We start from the raw sequence: 24,702 nt of genomic DNA, 5'->3' as shown, positions 1-24,702 counted from the left end.
TGAACGAAAGGGCGCAACCATGACACAACACATCGCACCGGTTAAGACGGCCGTCGTCTACCACTCCGGCTATGGGCATACCCGGCGTATGGCAACGGCTGTCGCCGAGGGCGCCGGCGCCGTCCTCGTCGCAATCGACGCCGACGGAAACATCGCACCGGACGCGTGGGACACGCTCGCGGGCGCCGACGCCATCCTGTTCGGCTCGCCGACCTACATGGGCGGCCCCAGCTGGCAGTTCAAGAAGTTCGCCGACGCATCGTCGACGGCCTGGTTCGACGGCCGGTGGCGCAACAAGATCTTCGGCGGCTTCACCAATAGCGCGAGCGTCAACGGCGACAAGCTCAATACGCTCGAATACTTCGTGCTGCTCGCCGGGCAGCACGGCGGTGTCTGGGTGAGCATGGACATCAAGCCGGCGAACCTGAAGGCGTCGATGCGCGACGACCTGAATCGCATGGGCTCCTATCTCGCGCCGATGTCGCAGACGCCGGCCGACGCGTCGCCCGACGAGATGTCGCCAGGGGATCTCGAGACGGCACGCCGCTATGGCGCACGCGTCGCAACGATCGCCGGACAGTTTCGGGCAGGGCACGCGCGAATCAGCTGACATCCCGGCGTGCGGGGCGCCTGACCGGACGCCACCGCACGCTTTCCAGCCGACCATGAGGAAACGGCCATGAAATACAAGCAACTAGGCCGCACCGGCCTGTATGTCTCCGAGCTGTGTCTCGGCACGATGACGCTGGGCGGCAATGCCGATGCCGGCATGTGGGCGTCGATCGGCGCGGTCGGCCAGGACGACGCGACCCGGCTGATTTCCCGCGCACTGGCCGAGGGCATCAACTTCATCGATACCGCCGACATCTACTCGTTCGGTCAGTCGGAACGCCTCGTCGGACAGGCGCTCCGGGACCTCGGCGTGCCGCGCGGCGAGATCGTGCTGGCGACGAAGACGGCGGGCGTGATGGGCCCGAAGCCCAACGATCAGGGGGCGTCGCGCGGCCACATCATGGATTCCGTGCAGCGAAGCCTGGAACGGCTCCAGGTCGACCACATCGACCTCTACCAGATACACGCGAACGACCCCGTCACGCCGATCGAAGAGACGCTGCGGGCGCTCGACGATCTGACGCGGCAGGGGCTGGTTCGCCATGTCGGCGTCTCGAACTGGCGCGCCGGAAAGATCGGGAAGGCGCTCGGGCTCAGCCAGGCGCTCCATGCGACGCGCTTCGAGACGCTGCAGGCCTACTATTCGATCGCCGGACGGGACGTCGAGCACGAACTGGTGCCGCTCGCGATCGACGAGCAGATGGGCCTCCTCGTCTGGTCGCCGCTCGCCGGGGGACTGCTTTCGGGGAAGTTCGGCCCCGGGGCGCCGGCCGAAGCAGGGTCGCGGCGCAGCCATTTCGATTTTCCGCCGGTCGATCTCGAGCGGGCCTGGCCGTGCGTTGCCGCGATGCGCGCCATCGCCGACGCGCGCGGTGTGTCGGTCGCGCGGATCGCGCTCGCGTGGTTGCTCGCCAAGCCGCATGTCACGAGCGTCATCATCGGCGCCAAACGGGTCGAACAGCTCGAAGACAATCTCGGCGCGGCCGAGGTCGCGCTGACCGCGGACGAACTCGCGCATCTTGATGCGGTCAGTGCGGTGCCTGCCGGCTATCCCGGCTGGATGATCGATCGCCAGGCGGCGGGCAGGCGGCCGCAGCCGTTCACGCGCGGCGCGTCGAAACAGGACCGGTGACGCCGCATCGCGCGGCGCGGCGTTCGGCCTGCGCGATGCGGTCGCCGCGGCGGTAACGGCTAGAATTGCGGTTTTAGCCCGGAACACGTCCATGTCTTTTGCCTCGCTTGGCCTGATCGATCCCTTGCTGCGTAATCTGCAGGACCTCAATTACCAGACACCGACGCCGGTGCAGGCCAAGGCGATTCCCGCGGTGCTCGGCGGCAAGGACGTCATGGCCGCGGCGCAGACCGGCACCGGCAAGACGGCGGGTTTCGCGCTGCCGCTGTTGCAGCGGCTGGTGCAACACGGGCCGGCGGTGTCCAGCAACCGTGCGCGTGTCCTGGTGCTGGTGCCCACGCGTGAGCTGGCCGAACAGGTGCTGCAGAGCTTCGTCGCGTACGGCAAGGGCCTCGACCTGCGGTTCCTGGCCGCCTACGGCGGTGTGAGCATCAACCCGCAGATGATGAAGCTGCGCAAGGGCGTGGATGTGCTCGTTGCCACGCCGGGCCGTCTGCTGGACCTCAACCGGCAGAACGCGGTGCAGTTCGATCAGGTGCAGGCGCTGGTGCTGGACGAAGCCGACCGGATGCTCGATCTGGGTTTTGCGCGCGAACTCAACGCCGTCTTTGCTGCGTTGCCCGCCCGGCGCCAGACGCTGCTGTTCTCCGCCACGTTTACCGACGATATTCGCGCGATGGCGGCGACCATTCTGCACAGCCCGGTCGATATCAGCGTCAGCCCGCCCAACGTCACGGCCAGCAAGATCAAGCAGTGGGTCGTGCCGGTGGACAAGCGCAACAAGCCCGACCTCTTCATGCACCTGGTGGCCGAGAACAACTGGGACCACGCGCTGGTGTTCGTCAAGACCCGCAATGGCGTGGACTACCTGGCGGCGATGCTGGATGAAGCCGGCTACGCGGTCGACACCATCCACGGCGACAAGCCGCAGCCCGCGCGCCTGCGTGCGCTGGAGCGCTTCAAGACGCGCGAAGTGCAGATGCTGGTCGCGACCGATGTCGCGGCGCGCGGGCTGGATATCGACGACCTGCCGCTGGTGATCAACGTGGATCTGCCGATCGTCGCGCAAGACTATGTGCACCGTATCGGCCGTACCGGCCGCGCGGGCGCCAGCGGCGTGGCGGTGTCGCTGGTGTGTGCCGATGAAGCACCGCAGCTGGCCGCGATCGAAGCGCTGATCCGGCAGACGCTGCGCCGTGAAGAAGAGCCGGGTTTCGAAGCCGAACACCGCGTGCCGGAAACCAGCGCGACGGGGCAGATCATCAAGAAGCCCAAAAAGCCGAAGAAACCCAAGGTGCCGCAAGGTGGGGCGGGTGCCATGCCGGCGGCCGGCAAGAAGCCGAAGCCGCAAGGTGGGGACGGCAAGCGAAAGGCCGAGGGGCAGCGTGCCGGCGCCGCGGGTAAGGCGGCAAGCGTGTTGAGCGGCAGTCCGTTCAGCGTGCAAAAGCCGCGCGGCAAACCCGCCGGCAAGGCGGCTGCGGGTTCACGCAAGCCGGCCGGGAAACCCGCCGGTGGTCGCGGCAAACGTCAACCCTGATCGACGGGGATGAGGCGTGCCGGCCGCCGCCGCTCGGCCGGAGCTTCCCGATCGTCGTCACGCGTTCTGCAACCGTCGACGTTCAAGGCGGTTGCGCAACAGGCCCGCGATCAACGCGCCGATGATCAGGCACACGTAGAGGGTGACGAGATAGTGACGCCACGCGTCAAGGGCGAGCTGGTGTGAAACCAGTTTCGGATCGGGGGGCAGATACAGCGAGCCCTTCGCCTCGACGACCCGCATCATATGAACAAAGCCGCCTGCGGAGAGCAACGGCAGCAGGGCGACGAATGCCAGCAGTGCGGGTTTGGCGCGGCACGCCCACGGATGATGGCGCAACCGGAACCACAGTCCGAGACATCCGTGTATCCAGCCGGGTGCGAGCAGGGCCAGTTGCAGGCCCTGCGTGCCGCTGGTGAGCAGCACGGTGACGACACGCTCGTAGTCCGGCTCGAAGCCGTAGAGCGAGGACGCGAGCCGGGTTGTCACCGCGTGGCGGATCAGCAGCAGCGGCAGGCTGAGGCCTGCCCAGAGGCGGAGCCATTCGGCGGGCGGCAGGGTCCAGTGGCGGCGCCCGTATATCGTGTGCAACGCCAGCGCAAAATGAAGCGAAGCCGCGCCGTACAGCACGAACGTCCCCGGTGCGCTGCGCCAGAGCCGCAACGCCAGCACGAGACCGCGTCCGGCGAGTTCGAGTGACCAGATTCCGAGTGCATGATTGATCAGGTGCAGAAAGAGATAGGTCAGCAGCACCACGCCCGATCCGAGCTGGAGACCGCGCAGCACGGATTGCATCCGGACTTTCGATTCACGGTGCGGTGTGCGCACCGCGGGCGATTCCTGTTTGGTATCCGTTGCATGGGCCGTGTCGATGATGTCCATAGGGGTCACCCGGTTCGTGTTTCCTGCAATACCGTGAGCACACGACGGTTATTCCCGGATTCGACGGGACTGCCGGGAGAAGGCAATCCGAGGGGCGACCGCGCTCGACGCGCACGAGCACGTTGCAGCGGCGTTTGGTGAACGCTCAAACCGACGCATGAGCGGCGCTTTGCGAATGAGGCTCGACTTCCTCAGCCGCCATCGACGAATCTCGATCCGGCGGGATTTCTCGGCCTTGATCGAAAGGTATTCGCAAGGCATGGTTTTGATTTCGGTTAATCAGGGTATTTTTGATTTTTGACGTCCGCGATTTTTACTTCCTGCCAGTCGTCAAAAATATTCTTTCGGCCGATCGCGCGATCTGCTTCGATTTATTGCGGAACCATACCCTAAAAAATTCGGGCCATCCGATTTTGGTCATGTCGACCCGGTCGGTGTCTCCGCCGTCACTGCCGGTTTGACGCTCAGCCCCGCCAGACGGCGTAATGCGAAGGAAGAGACGAGAGATCTCTCGGAAAACCGCGCGGATTTTCAGGCACTGATCGGTGCATCAACGCCCGATGCCGTTGGCGTTTCGTCTGAGAAAATCAATGCTCAACGATATCCCGAATGACCGAGAATTTCCCTATTCAACATATGAAAGTTTCGCAATATGCACTGCGAACTGCGACCCCTTTACTATTTACCGCTCAAATGTAAAAAGACGTGACCCGTCAATCAGTTCCGGAATCCAGGTCAGAACAATTCCGCATACTCCGTATCAGCAGAAATTGCGCCCGGTCCGACCCTTCTCTCGGCGCATTCAGCGCTCGTTACGTCCTTTGCATTTCGTAACAACTCGGGTTGATTCGTCAGGGCTCGCTGTTTTAAATTTTGCCCGTCGCCCAGCAGCATCCGGCAGTCGGGCGACCTTTCAATCTGCAAGTCACGCATGCCGGATACCCGGATGGCCAGCCATCCGACACTACAAGTCTGCACGCCGTGCGGGCTTGATCAAGTGGTCGAACTCGCGATGGGTGTCGGTTCGACTGCATTCAGCCCATTGCGACCGGACGCACCGGAATGGGCTCACCACGTTGTTCATGTCATGCCGAACTGGAGCCAGCTTGATAGCGGAATCCATGATCGAATTTTGATGTTTGCGTCGCAATCCTAAATATGTATCGACGGAATTCGCCCAGATTCACGACGGTACAACTTAACTTTGCGCACCGCGCCGATAAAGGACAGAAAATGGAATTCGTACGAATGGGAATCGTCTATGTTCATCTCATTGCCTGCTGTGTCGCGATTGGTCTCGTGCTGACCAGCGACATTGCCATGGTCAGGCAACTGCTGGATACCGACGCGCCTACCGATCCTGCCCAGGTTCATCTGGCCAGCCTGCAGCGCACCGTCACGTTGGCGCTGACGATTCTCTGGATCACCGGCATCGCGATCATTGCGTTCGACATGCGGACCCAGGGTCTCCGGTATCTCGGCAATCCCAAGCTGCAGGCCAAGATCGGCATCGTCGCGTTGCTGACCTTCAACGGTATCGCGCTGCACTCCGCGGTCCTGCCGGCATTGCGGAAAGCGGGATCCTTGCTGAAGCTTTCGTTCGAACGGCGCATGGTTGCCATTTTCGCGGGCGTGATTTCCGCCGTCTCGTGGTTCTATGCGGCAATGCTTGGCGTCGGGCGCCCGTTGAGCTGGAAGTATTCCCTGGTCCAGATCCTGGCCGCTTACCCGGCACTGATCGCCGGTGGCATCGCGACCATGTTGTTCATCACGGCAGTGGCGAAATCCAGGACGTCCGTGGAACGACGCAATACCGAAAAGGTGGCGGCCTACTGATCGCCGCCCTCCGGGAGGATGCTCGCTGCTCGCGGCAGTGCGCATCCTCTCGTCACACACGTGTGCGTGCTGGCCAGCGTCCAATTCCAAACGTTCGGCTGCACGCGGGCACGCGGGCACGCGCCAGGCGCGCGTTGTCCCCATCCCCCTCCTCGCGCAGAGCCGGATCGTACGTGATCCGAAGCGTTCGCCGCCGGAAGAACGAACCGGCGACGCGATCAATGAAAGAAGAGCGCCCGCATGCCGAACGTGTGATGCGCTTCGGCCGCCATCAGCACCATGAGCACGAGCAGGCACAGCGGCGGTATCAGGATCGCGTACACCAGCGCCAGACGCTCCCACATCATGTGCATGAAGATCGACACGATCAGCCCGGCCTTGGCGATCATGAGCACGACGATCAGCACCCAGCGCATCACGCCTTGCACCTTGAAGTAGTCGACCAGGTACGACAACGTGCTCAGGACGAACAGCAGGCCCCAGATTTTCAGGTAGATGCCGATCGGGTGCTGCTGGCCGTGCGCGGCGTCGGGTCGATCGGCGGGATCGGTGTGGTCCATGGCCTGCCTCACCACAAATAGAACAGCGCGAAGATGAACACCCACACCAGGTCGACGAAGTGCCAGTACAGGCCGGCGATCTCGACGATCTGGAAGTTGCCGTGCTCGGTGAACCCCGGCTGCAGGATCTTGCGTGCGATCAGCAGCAGGTAGATCACGCCGCAGGTCACGTGAAAGCCGTGGAACCCGGTGATCATGAAGAAGCATGCGCCGAACTGCGTGGCGCCCAGCGGGTTGCCCCACGGGCGGATGCCTTCATGGACGATCAGCTTGGTCCATTCGAAGGCCTGCATCGACACGAAGGTCACGCCGAGCAGCGCGGTCGCCAGCAACAACGCGGCGGCGCGCCGGGCATTGCGCCGATAGCCGAAATTCACGGCCATCGCCATCGTGCCGCTGCTGGTGATCAGCGTGAACGTCATGATCGCGATCAGCAGCAAGGGCACCTCGACGCCGGCCACGGTGAGCCCGAACACCTTCGACGGGTCGGGCCACGGCGCCGTGGTCGACATGCGCACCGACATGTAGCCGATCAGGAAGCTGCTGAACACGAAGGTGTCCGACAGCAGGAAGATCCACATCATCGCCTTGCCCCACGGCACCTTGAAGGCTTCGCGGTCGGCCGACCAGTCCGTGACGATGCCGCGCCAGCCGTCGGGCCCGGCGTCGGCGGGCGGGGTGGTGGCGGATTCGGGCGGGAGCGGAGGCGAGGTCATGGCGCGGCTCCATACAGCGGTCCGCAGATGGCGGCGACAACCGCGGGGGTGAGCCACCACATTGCCGCCAGCAACACGAGCCAGACCGCCAGCAGGAAATGCCAGTAGAGCGCGCACAGCGAAATGGCGCGCTGAGCGCGGAACGGATCCGCACGCCGGCGCTGCGCGATCGTCACGGCCCAGGCCGCCAGCCCGCCCAGCACGTGCAGTCCGTGCAGGCCGGTGAGCAGGTAGAGGAAGCTGTTGGAAGGATTGGCGACGACGGTTTGCCCGGCCGCCGACAGCATGCGCCAGGCGATCAGTTGCCCGATCACGAACACGGCGGCCAGCACGCCGCCGCCCACCAGCCACGCCACGCGATGCCCGGTCAGCTGCCGGGCACGCTGTATGGCGACGCTGGCCAGCGCGAGCGCGCCGGTGTTCCACCACAGCAGCGCCGGATGCGGGATCGGCTGCCAGTCGGGCTCGCGCATGCGCATGCCGTAGGCGAGCAGCAGCAATGAAAACAAGGCCGTCGCCACGGCCATGAACACGATCAGGCCGACGCGGCTCGCATTCGGCAGGACGGGCGGCGGCGTGTCGGGAACGAAGGGGCGCGGCAGCGTGGTCATTTGCGTGCCTCGCCGGGTTGAACCGTCGGGCGGGCCGGTTCCGGCTCCGGCGCCGTTGCAGGCGGCTGGTTTTGCGGGACGAAGTCTTCCGCTTGTCCCGGCGGGCTGTATTCGTACGCCCAACGGTAGACGACCGGCAGCGCGGCGCCCCAGTTGCCGTGCACCGGCGGCGTTTGCGGCGTCTGCCATTCCAGCGTGGTGGCCCGCCACGGATTGCCGTCGGCACGCTTGCCGCGTACGAGGCTCCACGCCAGGTTGTACAGGAACAGCAACTGTCCGACCCCCACGATCAGCGCGGCGACGGTGATGAACGTGTTGAGCGTCTGCGCCGAATGCGGAATGAAGCTGTAGCCCTCGTACGCGTAATACCGCCGCGGCATGCCGAGGATGCCGAGATAGTGCATCGGGAAGTAGATCGCGTACGTGCCGAGGAAGGTGATCCAGAAGTGCGCGCGCCCGAGCCTGTCGTCGAGCATGCGGCCCGTCACCTTCGGATACCAGTGGTAGAGGCCGCCGAACACTACCAGGATCGGCGACACGGCCATCACCATATGGAAGTGCGCGACCACGAAGTACGTGTTCGACAGCGGAATGTCCACGCTCACGTTGCCGAGGTAGAGCCCGGTCAGCCCGCCCAGCACGAAGGTGCTGATGAAGCCGATGGCAAACAGCATCGGCACGGTCAGGTGGATATCGCCGCGCCACAGCGTCAGCACCCAGTTGTAGACCTTGAGGGCGGTCGGGATGGCGATGATGAGCGTGGTGGTGGCAAAGAAGAAACCGAAGTACGGATCCATGCCGGCGACGAACATGTGGTGCGCCCAGACCACGAAGCTCAGTGCGCCGATGACGACGATGGCCCACACCATCATCCGGTAGCCGAAGATGCTCTTGCGCGCGTGGGTGCTGATGAGGTCCGACGCGATGCCGAAGGCCGGCAGTGCGACGATGTAGACCTCCGGATGCCCGAAGAACCAGAACAGGTGCTGGAACAGCAGCGGGCTGCCGCCGGCATGCTTGAGCGACTGCCCCATCGACACCACGGCCGGTATGAAGAAACTGGTGCCGAGCGTCCGGTCGAGCAGCATCATCACGGCCGACACGAACAGCGCCGGAAACGCCAGCAGCGCCATGATGGTCGCGATGAAGATGCCCCACACCGTGAGCGGCATGCGCATCAGCGTCATGCCGCGCGTGCGCGCCTGCAGCGTCGTGGTGACGTAATTCAGGCCGCCCATGGTTGCCGCGACGATGAAGATCGCCAGCGACACGAGCATCAGCACGATGCCCCATTCGACGCCCGGCGTGCCGGGCAGGATGGCCTGGGGCGGATACAGCGTCCAGCCCGCGCCGGTCGGCCCGCCCGGCACGAAGAAGCTCGCCACCAGCACCAGCACGGCCAGCAGGTAGACCCAGTAGCTCAGCATGTTGAGAAACGGGAACACCATGTCACGCGCGCCCAGCATCAGCGGGATCAGGTAGTTGCCGAAGCCGCCGAGGAACAGCGCGGTCAGCAGGTAGATCACCATGATCATCCCGTGCATGGTGACGAACTGGTAGTAGTGGTTGGCGTCGATGAAGCTGAACTTGCCGGGAAAGCCGAGCTGCAACCGCATCAGGTCCGACAGGACGAGGCCGACCAGGCCGATGGCGATGGCCGTCAGCGCATACTGCACGGCGATGACCTTGTGGTCCTGGCTCCAGACGTAGCGGGTCCAGAAGCTTTTCGGGGCGTGGTCGAGGTGCGCGTAGGGCATTGCGTCTGCTCCGCTAGGGCTGGCGGTTGGCCGTGCTGCCGGCAGCCGGGCCGCCTTGCGATTCGATGTAGGTCACCAGCGCGGTCAGCTCCTGATCGCTCAGGTCGAAATGCGGCATGATGGGCGAATAGCCCTTCACGACGCGGGCCGCCGGATCGCGGATGAAGGCGCGCAGATAGGCGTCGTCAACTTTCGCGGTGCTGCCGTCGGCCATCGTTTCGGTCTTGCCGTACAGGCCCTTCCAGGTCGGACCCACGCGCGGGCTGCCGTCCACGGTATGGCAGGCGAAACAGCCCTTGGCCGCGGCGAGCGCCTTGCCCTGGTCGGCAAGCGCCTGCGCGCTGCCGCCTGGCGTTGCCGCCGCGGCCTGAACCTTGGCCTGCTGCCGCTGCGCGAAGGTGGTCTGCTGCGCGAGCCAGCGCGAGAACGCTGCATCGTCTTCCACCACCACCACGCCGCGCATGCCCGCGTGCCCGACACCGCAAAGCTGCGCGCACAGGATGTCGTAACGGCCTGCCTTGGTCGGCGTGAACCAGAAGGTCGTCACCATGCCGGGCACCATGTTCATGCGCGCACGAAACGGCGGGACATAGAAGTCGTGCAGCACGTCGAGCGACCGTGTCAGGACCTGGATCGGCCGGTTCAGCGGCAGATGGACCTCGGGCGTCTCGATCAGGTAGTTGTCGCGGCCGTTGGGGTCGGCGGGGTTCAGGCCGAAGGGATTGTCGCTGCCGATATAGCGCACGTCCGTCGTGCCCAGCTTGCCGCCGGGGCCGGCGAAGCGGAAGCGCCATTGCCATTGCCGGCCGAGCACCTCCATCTGCAGCACGTTGCGCGGCGGCCGGATGTAGTCCGCATAGACGAACAGACCGGGGGCCAGCAACGCCGCGACGCCGACGGCGGTCAGGCCGATCAGCCACCATTCCAGCCGCCTGTTGTGCGGCTCGTAGGCCGCGCGATGCCCGCCGCGGTGGCGGTAGCGCATCAGCGCGATCGCGATGAACAGGTTGATGGCGATGAAGAACGCGCCGGTGATGACGAGCGTGATCGTCAGCATGTCGTCCATGCGCACCCAGTTCGACGCGATCGGCGTGATCCACCAGGGACTGGCAAAGTGAAACCCCACCGCCAACGCGATGATCACGATCAGGGCAATCGCAAGCACCATGGGCCGCCTCGCCGCGCGTCACTCGCCGGAGCCGCCAACCGGCGCTCCGGGCATCGTCGTGCCGCCTTGCCGAATTTCGTACGATTGTTTGCCGGCAATCCACCAGGACCGATTCGCCAGGCGGCGTCGGCGGCTCTAAAGAAAAAGGTAGTCTGCTGCCTTGCATCGCGCAAGGCAGCGCAAGAGGAAGGGGGGAAGCACCCCATACCCGCGTCGCACCACGGACGGCGTCACCTGCCGCGACAACATGCAAAACGGCCGCCTCCGGCGTGAGTTGTCGAGGCAGCCGTCCCGCGCGGCGCGAAGCAACGGCATGTCAGTGCATCGCGTTCTGCTTGCGCCGTTCGAGCATGCCGTAGACGACGGCGGTGACCACGCCGAACAGCAGGTTGGCCAGCAACGGTCCGGAACCCCGCTCCGAGATGAACCACGGGAACACGGCGGTCATCACGTAGAAGTTCCATACGTACGCGACGATCCCGAAAGCCAGCCCGATGACGGCCTCCATGCCGACGCTCGAATCGAAGCGGAACGGCGCCATGATCGCGGCGAGGATCATCCCCATGATGGCGCCGAGCACGTAGTGCAACAGCAGTGCCACTCCCACGATGCTGAAGCTGAACACCGACATCTGTTCGAGCGCGCCACGGCCCATCACCATCGCCGCGATCTTGTGGGTCGGCTGCCACGGACTTTCATCGAGCACCATGGTCGACCAGAAGAATTCGAGCACGATCACCAGGGCGCCCCCGGCAAGCCCGGCCACGGCCGCGGCGAGCCAGTCCGGCATGCGCCGTTGCCAATGATGCGATTGAATGTGCAGTTCCATACGACCTCCTTGCTGACGGTTCGCGCGTCGAAAATACGTCGGCTATTCGATTCAGAATGGCAGATATGGGGGGCAACGCAAGGTGCAAAAACCCTGCGCGTCGCATGGCAGTACGGTGTTCCGTTCAGGATCGGCTTGCGGCGGGCGTCGGCGGCGCGACACGGGAGCGGAGTCCGTGACGTTGCGCGGTCACGCGCATCTCACCGGATGCAACGCCAAAAGGGCAGCGGGCCGTCACGGAATCGTCCTCGTGCCGGCGTGCCGGGGTAAATTAAGTACTCCGACAAATCGTCTGCGTGGACGGATGCCGGTTTCACCCTTGCCTGCTGCCGACCCGCTCGATGCGGGGCGGCCCCAGGCGCCGTGCATGCCGGGTTCCGCGTGTCAGGGAAAAACCGGTGACGTAGGCTCGCCGCCCTCCAGATCCGCCTTCGGAAAATGCTGGGCGATCATCTGCTCGATTTCCTGCTCTCGCAATGCCGGCACGTCGGCCATGATCAGAATCTGGCCTTCCTTGATCGCCTCCCGAAATCGCTCGAGTCGCGCGTTCGGTTCGGCGATGCCGATCATCCCGGCCGTCCACGCCCCGAAGCCCGCACCCGCCACCGTCAATGCGACGACGGCGCCGCCCGCGATCACGAGCTCGGCAGGCGGGTAGACGAGCGCGACGAGGCCGATGAGCGCGCCCGTTGCGCCGCCGAGCGCGACGCCGCGCTCGAGCGCGTGCACGACATCGCTGCTTTGCAGCAAGGACGCTTCGGGTAACTCTTCGAGCGTGACACTGTGATCCGCGAGGACATGGATATGGCGCCAGATGATGCGAGCGCGCAGCAAGTCATCCACGATGGCCTTCGCCATCTGCGTGTCGGGTACGAGGAAATAGAGGCGCCTCATGTCGGCCCCCTTTTTTCAGTCCGGAATACGTTCTATTTTATGTCAGCTCCGGCCGCGCGGTAGGCGGGTACGTACCGGATGGAACCACCGGCAACGTCGAGCTTTAACCTCCATACCAAACGAAATCGCAGGTAGGACGGCCTTCAAAAAATCTCCAATGCAGTATCAGATTCAATAATTGTCGCTGCCGGATAATTTGTCCGAGCGTGCGGTTCTCTACACTTTTCATCGTCGAAAGCCAAGGCATTCGATGTCGGCGAGGAGCCGACTTTCCCCGGCCGCGTCATTGCGCAAGTCGGTTAAGGACCACGCATCGCTTGACGTGACGGAAATCTTTTATCGTTCATTCGGAGTCCGATGTGATAGACGAACGCGCTCGATCGAGCCAGTATGGAAAGATTGTCTGCAAGCTTCTGCTGATGACCTGGATCTTCACTGCACCTGCAATCGGCCATGCGCAAACTGCAGCGCCCGCCCCCGTGCCGCTTCCGCATGTTGCCGTGCTGGCCACGGGTGGCACCATCGCCGGCACCGGTCTCAGCGAGACGCAAAGCACGGGCTACAAGTCCGGTGTGCTCACGGCGGATGCGCTGCTGAAATCCGTACCTTCGCTCGGGAAAGTGGCGCAGGTTTTCGGAGAGCAGGTGTCGAATGTCGGGAGCGAGAACATCACCAACGAAGTCTTGCTCAAGCTCGCGAAGCGCGTGAACCAGCTTCTTGGACTGCCCGACATCGCAGGTGTCGTCATCACGCACGGCACGGACACGCTCGAGGAAACCGCCTATTTCCTCAACCTCGTCGTGAAAAGCGACAAGCCCGTCGTGATTACCGGTTCGATGCGCCCGTCGACCGCGCTCAGCGCCGACGGTCCCGGCAACATCCTTCAAGCGGTGACGGTCGCGGCGTCGCCGGCGGCGCGCGGACGAGGCGTCATGGTCGTGCTCAACGATCGCATCGGCTCCGCCCGATATACGACGAAGACCAATGCGAACACGCTCGATACATTCAAAAGTCCCGACGACGGCCATCTGGGCACGCTGATCGACAACGTACCGCATTTCGAAACCGCCGTGACCAAACTGCAGACCACGCAGACACCGTTCGACATAGCGAAGCTGGATTCACTTCCCGAGGTCGATATTGTCTACGGGCACCAGAATGATGGCGGTTACCTGTACGACGCAGCGGTCGCGCACGGCGCCCGCGGGATCGTCGTCGCGGGCGTCGGCGCCGGCAGCGAATCCTTGCTTGCGCTTCCGTCCATCAAGAAAGCCGTCGACAAGGGTGTGATCGTCGTCCGGTCATCGAGGACCGGAAGCGGTTACATCCCTGATGATCCGGCGTATATCGGTCTGCTCGGCGACAACCTCAATCCGCAGAAAGCCCGCATCCTCTTGATGCTCGCGCTTACGGTGACGCATAACCCCGAGCAGATTCAACAGATGTTTCAGCGGTTCTAGGCGGCGCCCGAACGCACGACGCGGCTTTGCTGGCCGGACGGCAACAGCCGTCCGGCCTTTGCTTTTCGAGCGCGCCCAAAAGCCTCGGTTTCAGCCCTGATAGAAAGCAGTATCAGAGTTCGTAATACTGTCATGTGACCTGCTGTTTTCCTGAAGTCGTCGCTCTACACTGGTTTTCAACGCGCATCGGCATGGGCGCCATACCAGAGACAGGAGACAGACGTGAGCAAACAGGTACTACTGGAAGACTTGCCGCTTCGCCCATTCCATGTGGGCGTGGCGTTCAGCGGGACGGGCGGCCAATTCAGCGATGGCTTCGTGCTGGGCATCATCGGCATCGCGGTGAGCATGGCAGCCGGTCCGATGCACCTCGATGCGCTTTGGATGGGACTGCTCGGCGCGGCATCGCTCGCAGGGCTTTTCTTCGGCAGCATGTTCGCCGGCCCGATCGCTGACAGGTATGGTCGCCGAACGATATTCGCATGGGACATGCTGCTTTTCGCGCTCGTCTCGGCCGCCCAGTATTTCGTGACGTCGCCCGCGCAATTGCTGGTGTTGCGTCTCGTGCTCGGACTCATCCTCGGCGCCGACTACGTCGTGAGCAAATCGCTCGTGACCGAATATTCGCCACGCCGATACCGTGGCCGGCTGCTCAGCGTGCTCGCAGCCGCCTGGGCGGCGGGTTATGTCGGCGCCTACCTCGCAGGCTTCGCGATGCGCGATACAGGCCCCGATGCGTGGCGAATCATGCTGGCGGCGAGCGGCGTTCCCGCGTTGCTGATTCTCCCGTTCCGCCTGCTCGTGCCCGAATCGCCGATGTGGCTCATGAAACGCGGACGGGGAGACGAAGCCCTTGCCATTGTCCGTCGCAGATTCGGCCCGGAAGTCACGCTTGCGATGACGAAGGCGGCCGTGCCACAGCAAACGACGAGAGCCTGGTCGCAACTGTTCTCGCCGCGCTGGCGCAAGAACACGCTGGTCGGATGCGTGTTCTACACCTGCCAGGTCATTCCTTATTTTGCGTTGGGCACGTTTGCGCCAAAGGTGCTCGAGGCGCTGCACGTCAAGGACAAGTTCGTGGGCGGCCTCGTCTACAACATTCTGCTCCTCGCGGGCGCCGTGATAGGCCTGCTGTTGATCGACCGGATTTCGCGTCGCACGTTCCTGATCGGAACCTTCTATCTTGCGGCGTTAGGCCTCGCGGTGCTGACTTATGCGAACTTCGGTCCCATCGGAACGATGCTCGTCTTCGGTCTCTTCGCGTGCATTCTTTCGGCCGCCGCGAACCTCGAGTTCGTCTATCCGCCCGAACTCTTTCCAACACATCTTCGCGCGTCGGGCGTAGGCCTTGCGGTTGCTTCAAGCCGATTCGGTTCGGCCATCAGCACCTTCCTGCTGCCGATCGCCGTGCAGCAGGCCGGCATTCATGCGGCATTGAGCGTGTGCGTCGCGGTACTGGTCTTCGGCGGCGTGTTCTGCCACTTCATGGCGCCTGAAACCGGCAGCGAGCATCTTGCCGACGTGAAGTCCGACGGCGCGCCGGAAGATCTTGCCCATGCCGCGGGACACCATGATGCGACGCTCGCGATATCCGCATCGAATGGACGCACGACGCGTCCTTGACCTTCGGCGTGTCGTCGATGACGGCCGCTACAGGACGCCCACATGAGGACTCGACATGCCGTCTCACAAACCCATTGACATGCACGCGGTGCAGGTCTTCGTCGCCGTCGCGGAAGAGGGAAGCATGTCCGCCGCGGCAGCGCGGATGGGCATATCGCAATCGGGCGTATCCCAGATCATCCGGCAACTGGAAGACGAACTGGGTGTCGTGCTGGTGAATCGGACCACGCGGCCGATGGCGCTGACGCCCTTCGGCATCGCGCTCAGAAATCGCGGTGCGGTACTGAGCGAGGAAATCGCGAATCTCAAGGCGCAAGTCGTCGAAGCGGGGCGCGGGATCAAACCCGACTTGCGCATCGGGCTGGTCGATTCGTTCGCATCTACTTGCGGCTCGGTCTTCACGAAGAAGTTGATCGGCAAGGTGTCACAGTTGTCGATCCGCACGGGCCTGAGCCCTCAACAAGGCGAGGCGCTGCTGCGCCGGGATCTGGATCTGATCGTCACGAGCGATCCGCTGATCGATGCCAACGATGTCGTGCGATACCGCCTGTTCTCCGAGCGCTATTTCGTGATCACACCGAAAGGCCTCGGCATCGCCGTGAAGACGCTCGACGACCTGCGCACACTGAGCGACAGCATGCCCATCGTGCGATTCAACCGGACGTCTCAGGTGGGCCTGCAGATCGAGAGATATCTTCGGCGTATCGAGATTCGCGCGCCCGCGCGGCTCGAACTCGACAACGCCGATGCCTTGACCTCGATGGTTGCGGAAGGCATCGGCTGGGCCATTACATCGCCGATGTGCCTGCTTCAGGGCGTGACGCATGCGGGCAACGTTGCTGTTCACGTGGTCGAACAACTGGGCCTGGAGCGCTCGTTATACCTCGTGGCGCGCCGGGACGAATACAACGCTTTCTTCGACGATGCCTGCGATACGGCACGCGAAGTCATCGAAACATCGTTTCTGCCGAGGCTGGCCGCGCTCGGCGGGGACATCGAAAAACTCATTACCGTTGGCGGAAGGAATCTCCATGAATAAGCCTGCTCAAAGCGACGCTCGCATCGAACGCGACTACGTCGGCGAAGTCGCCATTCCCGGCGGCAAACTGTATGGCGTGAACACGGTTCGAGGGGTCGATAACCTCACGGTGTCGCCGTTGAACATCGCCCACTATCCGGCGTTTCGCGACGCGTTTGCACAGGTCAAGTGGGCGGCGGCATTGGCTAATCGCGATAACGAAGTCATCACCGGCGAGCAGTGCGATGCGATCGTCGCGGCGTGCAGGGAAGTGATCGAAGGGAAGCTCGATGCTTCGCTCGTGGTCGATCTGATGGAAGGCTCGGGCGGCACGTCGACCAACATGAACTTCAACGAAGTCATTGCGAACCGGGCTCAGCAAATCCTCGGCCACGCGGCCGGAAACTACGAGGTCATCCACCCGAATGATCACGTCAACCGCTCGCAATCGACCAACGATGCGTATCCCGCCGCATTGAAGATCGCCACATACGCGATGCTCGGTTCGCTCATCGGGGAAGTCACGAAACTCGCAGGCCTGTTCAACGACAAGGCGAGCGAATTTGCCGATATCCTGCACCTGGGCCGCACCTGTCTGCAGGATGCCCAGCCGATGCGGCTCGGCCAGCTCTTCGGAGGCTACGCTTCATTGACGGCTCGCCTGGCCGACGAGCTTGCCGTGGTGCGTGACAAGCTGCGCACGCTGCCGCTCGGCGGCACGGCAATCGGAACCGGCTTCGGCGCGCCGGCGGGTTATCGCGCGGCGGCGTACGCGCATCTTTGCAGCATCACCGGCGTCGCTTATGAAGCGCCGGTCAATCCGTTCGACGCGATGCAGAACATGGACGTGTTCTCGCGCGTCTCGGCGGAATTGCGTACCTGCGCGGCGTCGCTTGCGAAGATCGCATCCGATCTGACCGTGTTGTCATCGGGTCCGGCCGGCGGGCTCGGAGAATTGAAACTGCCGGAAGCGCAGGCGGGTTCGTCGATCATGCCGGGCAAGGTGAATCCGGTCTTGCCGATGGCGATGATCCAGTTGAGCTTTGCGGTTGTCGGCAACGATGTCGCGGTCGCGCAGGCGGTTCAGTACGGCGAACTGGAGATCAATCATTTCGAGCCGGTGGTGGCTTCGCGCGTGTTCGACAGCATCGCCTTGCTCACCAACGGGATTCGACGCTTCGGCGAGAAGTGCGTGCGCGGAATGGAAGCCGACGTCGCGCGCAACGAGCAGCATGTGCTGGAATCCATGGCTGTCGCCACCGCGCTCGTGCCGAAGATTGGCTATGCTCGCGTGAGCAAGCTCGCGCGCCAATCCGTGGCTGAAGGCCGCTCGCTGGTGACGATTCTGGATGAATCGGGACTGCTCTCGAAGGATGACACGATCGCTGCGATCCGAACGGCGTCGTACCCGGTCTTCGATGCCTGACACTGAATGAAAGAGGGGCGACGCTGAAATGGGCGCAGGGTCGGCCCTCTTATGAACGAACATGAACGACACCATGCTGGGAAAAGACGAAGTTCTGAGGCTTCTTGAAGAAATCGGTATTCCGTTCTCGTGCGAGAGACACGACCCGGTACGCAACATGTCCGAGTCCGACATGCTGACGCTGTCCGTGGCGGGCGCCCGCTGCAAGAACCTGCTGCTGCAGGACCGGAAGGGCCACTATTTCCTCGTCGTCACGACGGCCGCGAAGTCGCTCGATCTTGCTGAACTCGCCGCGGCGCTCGGCAGCAAGCGTCTGTCGTTTGCGTCCGCGGACAAGCTCTTCGAGTTGCTGGGTATTCGTCCGGGGTCCTTGAGCCCGCTCGCGCTCGTCAATGACGAAACCGGACGTGTGCGTCTGATCATCGATGTCGAACTGCGCGGCGAGGAGCGTTTTCTGTTTCATCCGCTGGAGAACGATGCGAGCGTATCGCTCTCCGGAACCGGTCTCGACACGTTTTTGCGCCATATCGACCATCCTGCCGACTGGCTGCCCGTCTGCGCGCGGCAAGCGTTCGCCGCGGCCGGCCCGCCGGCAATCAGGCTTGCCTGACGCCGGAGTGGACCGCGGCGTCTTCCGCGTCCTGCATCCCCGGCGCGACCTCCTCCAGCGCCTGCCGTCCGGTTTCGACGCGCAGCAGCCCGATCGCGACACACAGCACGCCGAGCGTCGCGCTGACCATCGCGATCACGCCCGATACGCCGAACGCCTGGTAAAGCGCCAGGGCCAGCGCAGGCGTGCCGATCGACGACATCCGTCCGCACATCCCCGCGACACCGGTGCCGCGCAGCCGCACTTCGGTCGGGAACAGTTCGGGAATGTAGCCGAACAGCCCGAGCGTCGTGATCGTGTAGATCGCGCTGACGAGACAGAAGCCGACCACGATGATCGCGGTGGTATCGCGTAGCGACACATACAGCCAGCCGAGCGCGATGCTGAGAATCGACGCGATCACGATGCCCTTGGCCCGCCCGATCCGATCCGCGATCAGATAGCCGATCAACCCGCCGACCGGCGAGCCGATCGACATCAGGAACACGAACCCGAGCGACTTGACGACGGACAACCCTTCCGTGACGAAGAACGTCGGCAGCCACGCAATGAAGCCGTAGAGCCCGACGTTCACACCGATCGCGGTCAACGCCGCGACGATCGTCCGGCCACGCATCCCCTTCGAAAACAGCACGCCGAGCGGCACCTTGCCGACATGCAGGTCGACGGTGCGTCGCACGGGCGGCAGCGTGCCGACCTGCCGGCCGACCTCCTGCTCGATCGCGGCAAGCGTCGCCTCGGCCTCGTCGAGCCGCCCGACCGATTCGAGCCAGCGCGGCGACTCCGGCATCCGTTTGCGCATGAACCAGACGACCAGCGCGCCGACGCCAGCCAGCGCGAACATGTACCGCCAGCCGAGATAAGGAATGATCCAGTACCCCGCGGCGAGCGCCGCGAAGAGCCCGCTGTTGGTGATGATCGCGAGCAGCGACACCCACTTGCCGCGCGTCTCGGACGGCACGAACTCGGCGAGCGTCCCGGCCGCGACGACCAGTTCGGCGCCCAGCCCGATTCCCATGATGAAACGCAGCACGATCAGCCACGCGATATCGGGCGCGAAACACGCGACGATCGAAGCCAGCCCGAACACGGCCAGATTGAGCTGATACGAATAGCGCCGCCCGAGCCGATCGCCGACGTAACCCGCGACGAACGCCCCGATCATCATCCCGACGAACGTCGACGACACGAACATCGCGCCATGCCGCAGGTCGGTGAATCCCTCCTTGACCATCGCCGCGACCGAGCCGTTGGCGAGATAGATATCGAACGCGTCGAGGAACGCGCCGCCGGCGATCAGGCCGAGTATCTTCCAGTGAAACCTTGAAATCGGCAGCCGGTCGAGCCGGCCGGCGGCATTGACGGTGTTCGCCATGATGTCTCCAGTCATGTGGCGCTCTCGCGCCCGTGACCGGACGCGGAGACGCTTCGAAACATGGGTGAGGGGCGCGCTTCGATCAGCGCGGCAAGGCCCGGTCAGACGGCACCGGATGCGTGCAACGTGTGAATCTGTTCATCGGCATAGCCGAGCTCGCGCAGCACGGCATCGGTATGCTGGCCGAGCGCCGGCACCGGGTCCATGCGCGGATCGTCGCCCGGCGCGACGCCGGGCGGCAGCAGGGCAGGAATCTCGCCGGCGGGCGTGTCGACCCGCGTCCAGCGATGCCGCGCGGCGAGTTGCGCATGCGTCCAGACGCCGTGCATGTCGTTCATCCGCGCGTTCGCGATGCCGGCCTGCTCGAGCCGGTCGATCACGTCGGCAGACGTCAGCGTCGAGAACGCATCGACGATGATGGCCGCGAGTGCGTCGCGATTCGCGACGCGGCGGCTGTTCGACCCGAAGCGCTCGTCGGCCGCCAGCTCGGGCATGCCGATCACGGTCTCGCAAAAGCGCTTCCATTCGCGCTCATTCTGCAGGCCCAGCATCACGGTGTTGCCGTCGCCAGCCCTGAACGGGCCGTACGGAAAGATCGTCGCGTGCGACGCGCCGGCCTGCCGCGGCGGCGACTGGCCGTCGATCGCGTAGTAGAGCGGATAGCTCATCCACTCGACCATGCTTTCGAGCATCGACACGTCGATGTGCCGGCCGCGCCCGGTGCGCCCGCGCTCGATCAGCGCGGCGAGGATGTTCGTATACGCATACATGCCGGCGGCGATATCGGCGATCGAGCAGCCGGCCTTGGCCGGCTCGCCGTTCGATCCGGTAATGCTCAGGAATCCGGATTCACTTTGAATCAACAGGTCGTACGCCTTCTTGTCGCGGAACGGACCGTCGAGCCCGTAGCCGGAAATGTCGCAGACGATCAGCCGCGGATAGCGCTCGCGCAGCGCATCGTAATCGAGCCCCAGGCGCTGGGTCGCGCCGGGTGCGAGGTTCTGCACGAACACGTCGGCATCCGCGAGCAGCTTGTGCACGACGTCGAGCGCCGCGGGCTGCTTGACGTCGAGCGTGAGGCTTTCCTTCGAGCGGTTGGTCCACACGAAGTGCGACGCGAGCCCCGACACGCGTTCGTCGTAGCCGCGCGCGAAATCGCCGACGCCCGGCCGTTCGACCTTGATCACGCGCGCGCCGAGATCGGCGAGCTGGCGCGTGCAGAACGGCGCGGCGATCGCATGCTCGAACGTGACGACCTTGATGCCTTCCAGTGGGCGCATGCTCGTCACTCCCGTCAGAACGAACGCGGCAGGCCGAGGATGTGCTCGGCGACGTACGACAGGATCAGGTTCGTCGAGATCGGCGCGACCTGGTACAGGCGCGTTTCACGGAACTTGCGTTCGACGTCGTATTCGCACGCGAAGCCGAAGCCGCCATGGAACTGCAGGCACGCGTTCGCGGCTTCCCACGACGCATCGGCCGCGAGCAGCTTCGCCATGTTCGCCTGCGCGCCGCACGGCTCGTGCGCGTCGAACCGGCGCGCGGCCTCGAAGCGCATCAGGCTCGCGGCCTCGACGTTGACGAACGAGCGGGCGATCGGAAACTGCACGCCCTGGTTCTGGCCGATCGGGCGGCCGAACACGACACGATCCTTCACGTACTGCGACACCTTGTCGACGAACCAGTAGCCGTCGCCGATGCATTCGGCCGCGATCAGCGTGCGCTCGGCGTTCAGCCCGTCGAGGATGTACCTGAAGCCCCGGCCTTCCTCGCCGATCAGGTTCTCCGCGGGAATCTCGAGGTTGTCGAAGAACAGTTCGTTGGTCTCGTGGTTCACCATGTTCGGGATCGGGCGCACCGTCATCCCGTTGCCGATCGCGTGATGCAGGTCGACGATGAAGATCGACATCCCTTCGGACTTCTTCTGCACGTCCGACAGCGGCGTGGTGCGCGCGAGCAGGATCATCAGGTCGGAGTGCTGCACGCGCGAGATCCACACTTTCTGGCCGTTGATCACGTAGCGATCGCCCTTGCGTACCGCCGTCGTCTTGATTTTGGTCGTGTCGGTGCCGGTGGTCGGCTCGGTCACGCCCATCGACTGCAGGCGCAGCTCGCCACTCGCGATCTTCGGCAGGTAGCGTTGTTTCTGCTCGGCCGAGCCATGGCGCAGCAGCGTGCCCATGTTGTACATCTGGCCGTGACACGCGCCGGAGTTGCCGCCTGCACGGTTGATTTCCTCCATGATCACCGACGCCTCGGTCAGGCCGAGGCCCGAGCCGCCGTATTCCTGCGGAATCAGCGCGGCGAGCCAGCCGGCTTTCGTCAGCGCGTCGACGAACGCTTCGGGATAGCCGCGTTCCTCGTCGATCTTGCGGAAATACTCGGCGGAAAATTCGCCGCACAGGTCGCGAACGGCTTCGCGAATGTCTTGGTACGCGTCGGTCGGATTCATGTTTCGTATCGGGGAATGCTCGAAATGAGTCAGGCGAGGGTCGCGGTTGCGGACATGGTCAGCCAGCCGTCGTGATCTTTTGCCCAGAGCTCGATGGTCTTGCCGTCGTCGGCGAGGCGGCCGCACACGCTGAAGGTGTTGCCGAGGAAGGTCGGCCGTACCGCGCGATACGCGTATTCGACGATCGTCGCGCCGGGCAGCGAGCGCGTCACGAGGTCGAGCAGCAGCGTCGAGATCAGCGGGCCGTGCACGACGAGGTCCGGATAGCCTTCGACGTCGCGCACGTAGGTGCGGTCGTAGTGAATGCGATGGCCGTTGAAGGTCAGCGCGGAATAGCGGAACAGCATGACTTCGTCGGGCGTGATGTCGCGCTGCCATTGCGCGGCGTCGGGCGCGGCCTTCAGCGGGGGCGTGGCGGCGCCGGGCGCGGCCGCGCCGCGATAGACGATGTCGTGTTCCTCGCGGATCGCGACTTCACCCGCGGATTCGATCACGTGCTCGACGGTCACGAAGCCGAGCGTGCCGGTGCGGCCTTCCTTGCGTTCGACGGACAGGATGCGCGACGTGCGCGTCGCGATCGCGCCGATCGTCAGCGGGCGTTCGAACGTCAGCCGGCCGCCGGCCCACATGCGCCGCGGCAGCCCGAGATCCGGCAGGAAGCCGCCCTTGCGCGGATGGCCGTCCGGGCCGAGCTCGGCCTGCTGCGCGATCGACCAGAAATACAGCCAGTGCCAGGCGGGCAGCAACGCGTCGCCCACGGCGGGAACGACCGGATGGTCGAGCGTGGCCGCGAAGGCGATCGCACGTTCGGCGCTGATCAGGTCGGTCGCGACCTGTTGGACATCGTCGCTGGCATGCGACCGGGGAGCGTTCACTGTCACCTCCATCGCCGGGCGGGCCGGCTGTTCTGACTTGGCATGAAGTGACTTTAGGTGAAGCGCAGGCGCGGCGGAAATACCGTTTGGATGTGCCGGTCATAGGGGTATCCTATGGCTTTCGCATCGAACGAACCGCCATGGACATCCGCCAGCTCCGTTACTTCGTCAGCATCGTGGAATACGGGAGCCTCGGGAAGGCGGCCGAAAAGCTGTTCGTCGCGCAGCCGTCGCTGAGCCAGCAGATCGCGAAGCTCGAGGGCGACATCGGCGTCACGCTGCTGGTGCGCAGCCCGCAGGGCGTGAAGCCGACCGCGGCCGGGCAGGCGCTGTACCGCCATGCGCGGCTCGTGCTCCGGCAGATGGAGCAGCTGCGCCAGGAGGTGCGGGAAGGCGCGGGCAGCGAGTCGGGCACGGTCGCGGTGGGTTTCCCGACCACGATGACGTCGATCCTCGCGGTGCCGCTGTTCGAGCGCGTGAGGGCGCGTTATCCGGGCATCCGGCTGCAGTACCTCGAGAGCATGAGCGGCTTCATCAACGAGCTGCTGGCGAACGGGCGGCTCGACCTCGCGATCCTGTTCCGCGAATCCAACACGACCGGCATCACCGCGATGCCGCTGTTCGACGAGGTGCTGTATCTGCTCGGCGAGCCGGGCGGCGCGGTGCCGTCGCGCGCGCGAACCTGCCCGCTCGCGTCGCTCGCCGGCGTGCCGCTCGTCGCGCCGGGCGTGCAGAACGGGCTGCGCCTGCTGCTCGAACGCACGTTCGCGCGCGAGGAGGTGCCGCTCAACATCATCGCGGATATCGACTCGCTGCCGACCATGATCTCGCTCGCGCAGTCGGGCCTCGCGTGCACGATCCTGCCGGCGTCCGCGCTGGCGTCGCGCGAGCCGTCCAGCCGGCCGAAGATGCGCCGGATCGTCGAGCCGGAGATCCGCCGGCCCGCGAGCCTGTGCTGGTCGAACACGTCTCCCGTCAATTCCGCCGCGCTTGCCGTGCGGCAGACGATCGTCGAGCTGATCGGCGAACTGGCCGCAAGCGGCGCGTGGACGGGTATCACGCTGCGCGAGGGCGAATCCGCGCCGTCGTGACGGGCGTGACGGGCGTGACGGGCGTGACGGGCGTGATGCGCGTGATGCGCGTGATGAGCGTGATGAGCGTGATGAGCGTGACGCGCGTGACGCGCGGGCTCAGCCCGCGAGCCGGTGCGCGGACGGCCCATCGCCGCGCACGCCCCCCGCGCTCGACCGCCTCGACCGCCGCTCGCGAAGTCCCTGCGCGTGCCGTGTGAACGATACGCATTCTCCAATGCCGCGCCCGGCCATTCGT

The 24,702-nt window shown here is 64.4% G+C and carries 23 protein-coding genes; 11 read left to right on the top strand and 12 right to left on the bottom strand.

Annotated features, from left to right (window positions below):
- The first annotated feature begins 19 nt into the window (after positions 1 to 19).
- The 3 genes from DID98_RS15200 to DID98_RS15190 all read left to right on the top strand — a co-directional run bounded on the left by DID98_RS15200 (position 20) and on the right by DID98_RS15190 (position 3,281).
- Positions 20 to 610: a flavodoxin family protein gene (locus DID98_RS15200; RefSeq protein WP_124487380.1), complete on the top strand. Its 591-nt coding sequence runs from the start codon at positions 20 to 22 to the stop codon at positions 608 to 610.
- 69 nt (positions 611 to 679) lie between these two features.
- Positions 680 to 1,744 (top strand): aldo/keto reductase, encoded by a 1,065-nt coding sequence (locus DID98_RS15195; RefSeq protein ID WP_124487365.1) that lies wholly within the window; start codon positions 680 to 682, stop codon positions 1,742 to 1,744.
- Positions 1,745 to 1,835: 91 nt separating this feature from the next.
- Complete coding sequence (locus DID98_RS15190; protein ID WP_185640857.1) at positions 1,836 to 3,281, top strand: DEAD/DEAH box helicase; 1,446 nt, start codon at positions 1,836 to 1,838, stop codon at positions 3,279 to 3,281.
- Positions 3,282 to 3,338: 57 nt separating this feature from the next.
- Here the strand turns inward: DID98_RS15190 and DID98_RS15185 are convergent, their stop codons facing one another.
- Positions 3,339 to 4,076 carry a hypothetical protein gene (locus tag DID98_RS15185; protein ID WP_124570999.1) on the bottom strand — a complete coding sequence of 246 codons (738 nt, stop codon included), beginning with the start codon at positions 4,074 to 4,076 and terminating at the stop codon, positions 3,339 to 3,341.
- A gap of 1,320 nt (positions 4,077 to 5,396) precedes the next feature.
- Between DID98_RS15185 and DID98_RS15180 the strand changes: the two genes are divergently transcribed.
- A complete protein-coding gene (locus DID98_RS15180; protein ID WP_124487363.1) occupies positions 5,397 to 5,999 on the top strand; it encodes a hypothetical protein in 603 nt (200 codons plus the stop codon).
- A gap of 218 nt (positions 6,000 to 6,217) precedes the next feature.
- Here DID98_RS15180 and DID98_RS15175 read toward each other — a convergent pair whose 3' ends face one another.
- From DID98_RS15175 to DID98_RS15145, 7 genes are all read right to left on the bottom strand, one after another.
- On the bottom strand, positions 6,218 to 6,559 hold the full coding sequence (locus DID98_RS15175; RefSeq protein WP_124570988.1) for a cytochrome C oxidase subunit IV family protein: 342 nt from the start codon (positions 6,557 to 6,559) through the stop codon (positions 6,218 to 6,220).
- Positions 6,560 to 6,567: 8 nt separating this feature from the next.
- On the bottom strand, positions 6,568 to 7,275 hold the full coding sequence (locus DID98_RS15170; protein WP_044846930.1) for a heme-copper oxidase subunit III family protein: 708 nt from the start codon (positions 7,273 to 7,275) through the stop codon (positions 6,568 to 6,570).
- Entirely contained in the window at positions 7,272 to 7,886 is a 615-nt protein-coding gene (locus DID98_RS15165) for a cytochrome c oxidase subunit 3 (protein ID WP_124570987.1), read from the bottom strand. The genes DID98_RS15170 and DID98_RS15165 overlap by 4 nt, the downstream gene beginning before the upstream one ends.
- Positions 7,883 to 9,643: a cytochrome c oxidase subunit I gene (ctaD, locus tag DID98_RS15160; protein WP_124570986.1), complete on the bottom strand. Its 1,761-nt coding sequence runs from the start codon at positions 9,641 to 9,643 to the stop codon at positions 7,883 to 7,885. Before ctaD ends, DID98_RS15165 begins: the two co-directional genes overlap by 4 nt.
- Positions 9,644 to 9,656: 13 nt before the next feature.
- Entirely contained in the window at positions 9,657 to 10,811 is a 1,155-nt protein-coding gene (locus DID98_RS15155) for a c-type cytochrome (protein ID WP_124487360.1), read from the bottom strand.
- Positions 10,812 to 11,127: 316 nt separating this feature from the next.
- The gene (locus DID98_RS15150; RefSeq protein WP_124570985.1) at positions 11,128 to 11,640 is read right to left on the bottom strand and encodes a hypothetical protein; all 513 of its coding nucleotides are present in this window, start codon (positions 11,638 to 11,640) and stop codon (positions 11,128 to 11,130) included.
- Positions 11,641 to 12,024: 384 nt separating this feature from the next.
- On the bottom strand, positions 12,025 to 12,534 hold the full coding sequence (locus DID98_RS15145; protein ID WP_044846925.1) for a hypothetical protein: 510 nt from the start codon (positions 12,532 to 12,534) through the stop codon (positions 12,025 to 12,027).
- A 359-nt stretch (positions 12,535 to 12,893) separates the two neighbouring features.
- On the opposite strand from DID98_RS15145, the gene DID98_RS15140 reads away from it, so the two are divergent.
- The 5 genes from DID98_RS15140 (at position 12,894) to DID98_RS15120 (ending at position 18,671) form a co-directional block, all read left to right on the top strand.
- Positions 12,894 to 13,994 carry a type II asparaginase gene (locus DID98_RS15140; RefSeq protein ID WP_311767932.1) on the top strand — a complete coding sequence of 367 codons (1,101 nt, stop codon included), beginning with the start codon at positions 12,894 to 12,896 and terminating at the stop codon, positions 13,992 to 13,994.
- Positions 13,995 to 14,216: 222 nt separating this feature from the next.
- Entirely contained in the window at positions 14,217 to 15,617 is a 1,401-nt protein-coding gene (locus DID98_RS15135) for an MFS transporter (protein ID WP_124487359.1), read from the top strand.
- 55 nt (positions 15,618 to 15,672) lie between these two features.
- The gene (locus DID98_RS15130) at positions 15,673 to 16,656 is read left to right on the top strand and encodes a LysR family transcriptional regulator (protein ID WP_124487358.1); all 984 of its coding nucleotides are present in this window, start codon (positions 15,673 to 15,675) and stop codon (positions 16,654 to 16,656) included.
- On the top strand, positions 16,649 to 18,061 hold the full coding sequence (locus DID98_RS15125; RefSeq protein WP_124487357.1) for an aspartate ammonia-lyase: 1,413 nt from the start codon (positions 16,649 to 16,651) through the stop codon (positions 18,059 to 18,061). The genes DID98_RS15130 and DID98_RS15125 overlap by 8 nt, the downstream gene beginning before the upstream one ends.
- A 61-nt stretch (positions 18,062 to 18,122) precedes the next feature.
- Positions 18,123 to 18,671: a prolyl-tRNA synthetase associated domain-containing protein gene (locus DID98_RS15120; RefSeq protein ID WP_124487356.1), complete on the top strand. Its 549-nt coding sequence runs from the start codon at positions 18,123 to 18,125 to the stop codon at positions 18,669 to 18,671.
- Here the strand turns inward: DID98_RS15120 and DID98_RS15115 are convergent.
- From DID98_RS15115 to DID98_RS15100, 4 genes are all read right to left on the bottom strand, one after another.
- A complete protein-coding gene (locus DID98_RS15115; protein WP_124570998.1) occupies positions 18,658 to 20,046 on the bottom strand; it encodes an MFS transporter in 1,389 nt (462 codons plus the stop codon). The genes DID98_RS15120 and DID98_RS15115 overlap by 14 nt on opposite strands.
- Before the next feature lie 101 nt (positions 20,047 to 20,147).
- Positions 20,148 to 21,326, bottom strand: coding sequence for a CaiB/BaiF CoA-transferase family protein (locus DID98_RS15110; RefSeq protein ID WP_124487354.1), 1,179 nt, complete (start codon positions 21,324 to 21,326; stop codon positions 20,148 to 20,150).
- A gap of 14 nt (positions 21,327 to 21,340) precedes the next feature.
- Positions 21,341 to 22,498: an acyl-CoA dehydrogenase family protein gene (locus DID98_RS15105; protein WP_124487353.1), complete on the bottom strand. Its 1,158-nt coding sequence runs from the start codon at positions 22,496 to 22,498 to the stop codon at positions 21,341 to 21,343.
- Between the two features lie 29 nt (positions 22,499 to 22,527).
- On the bottom strand, positions 22,528 to 23,385 hold the full coding sequence (locus DID98_RS15100) for a MaoC family dehydratase N-terminal domain-containing protein (protein ID WP_185640856.1): 858 nt from the start codon (positions 23,383 to 23,385) through the stop codon (positions 22,528 to 22,530).
- Between the two features lie 128 nt (positions 23,386 to 23,513).
- Here DID98_RS15100 and DID98_RS15095 point away from each other — a divergent pair, with 128 nt between their 5' ends.
- On the top strand, positions 23,514 to 24,464 hold the full coding sequence (locus DID98_RS15095; protein WP_124487351.1) for a LysR substrate-binding domain-containing protein: 951 nt from the start codon (positions 23,514 to 23,516) through the stop codon (positions 24,462 to 24,464).
- Entirely contained in the window at positions 24,461 to 24,664 is a 204-nt protein-coding gene (locus tag DID98_RS35820) for a hypothetical protein (protein WP_185640855.1), read from the top strand. The genes DID98_RS15095 and DID98_RS35820 overlap by 4 nt, the downstream gene beginning before the upstream one ends.
- The last annotated feature ends 38 nt before the right edge of the window (positions 24,665 to 24,702 follow it).

Origin of the sequence: Burkholderia sp. Bp8984 (assembly GCF_003853755.1) — a bacterium.
GTDB lineage: Bacteria > Pseudomonadota > Gammaproteobacteria > Burkholderiales > Burkholderiaceae > Burkholderia.
This window is presented reverse-complemented; position numbering and strand designations above follow the sequence as displayed.

Coding starts and splice junctions, on each gene's coding strand:
- DID98_RS15200 (WP_124487380.1), top strand. CDS start 20: ATGACACAACACATCGCACCGGTTAAGACGGCCGTCGTCTACCACTCC.
- DID98_RS15195 (WP_124487365.1), top strand. CDS start 680: ATGAAATACAAGCAACTAGGCCGCACCGGCCTGTATGTCTCCGAGCTG.
- DID98_RS15190 (WP_185640857.1), top strand. CDS start 1,836: ATGTCTTTTGCCTCGCTTGGCCTGATCGATCCCTTGCTGCGTAATCTG.
- DID98_RS15185 (WP_124570999.1), bottom strand. CDS start 4,076: ATGCAATCCGTGCTGCGCGGTCTCCAGCTCGGATCGGGCGTGGTGCTG.
- DID98_RS15180 (WP_124487363.1), top strand. CDS start 5,397: ATGGAATTCGTACGAATGGGAATCGTCTATGTTCATCTCATTGCCTGC.
- DID98_RS15175 (WP_124570988.1), bottom strand. CDS start 6,559: ATGGACCACACCGATCCCGCCGATCGACCCGACGCCGCGCACGGCCAG.
- DID98_RS15170 (WP_044846930.1), bottom strand. CDS start 7,275: ATGACCTCGCCTCCGCTCCCGCCCGAATCCGCCACCACCCCGCCCGCC.
- DID98_RS15165 (WP_124570987.1), bottom strand. CDS start 7,886: ATGACCACGCTGCCGCGCCCCTTCGTTCCCGACACGCCGCCGCCCGTC.
- ctaD (WP_124570986.1), bottom strand. CDS start 9,643: ATGCCCTACGCGCACCTCGACCACGCCCCGAAAAGCTTCTGGACCCGC.
- DID98_RS15155 (WP_124487360.1), bottom strand. CDS start 10,811: ATGGTGCTTGCGATTGCCCTGATCGTGATCATCGCGTTGGCGGTGGGG.
- DID98_RS15150 (WP_124570985.1), bottom strand. CDS start 11,640: ATGGAACTGCACATTCAATCGCATCATTGGCAACGGCGCATGCCGGAC.
- DID98_RS15145 (WP_044846925.1), bottom strand. CDS start 12,534: ATGAGGCGCCTCTATTTCCTCGTACCCGACACGCAGATGGCGAAGGCC.
- DID98_RS15130 (WP_124487358.1), top strand. CDS start 15,673: ATGCCGTCTCACAAACCCATTGACATGCACGCGGTGCAGGTCTTCGTC.
- DID98_RS15125 (WP_124487357.1), top strand. CDS start 16,649: ATGAATAAGCCTGCTCAAAGCGACGCTCGCATCGAACGCGACTACGTC.
- DID98_RS15120 (WP_124487356.1), top strand. CDS start 18,123: ATGAACGACACCATGCTGGGAAAAGACGAAGTTCTGAGGCTTCTTGAA.
- DID98_RS15115 (WP_124570998.1), bottom strand. CDS start 20,046: ATGGCGAACACCGTCAATGCCGCCGGCCGGCTCGACCGGCTGCCGATT.
- DID98_RS15110 (WP_124487354.1), bottom strand. CDS start 21,326: ATGCGCCCACTGGAAGGCATCAAGGTCGTCACGTTCGAGCATGCGATC.
- DID98_RS15105 (WP_124487353.1), bottom strand. CDS start 22,498: ATGAATCCGACCGACGCGTACCAAGACATTCGCGAAGCCGTTCGCGAC.
- DID98_RS15100 (WP_185640856.1), bottom strand. CDS start 23,385: ATGGAGGTGACAGTGAACGCTCCCCGGTCGCATGCCAGCGACGATGTC.
- DID98_RS15095 (WP_124487351.1), top strand. CDS start 23,514: ATGGACATCCGCCAGCTCCGTTACTTCGTCAGCATCGTGGAATACGGG.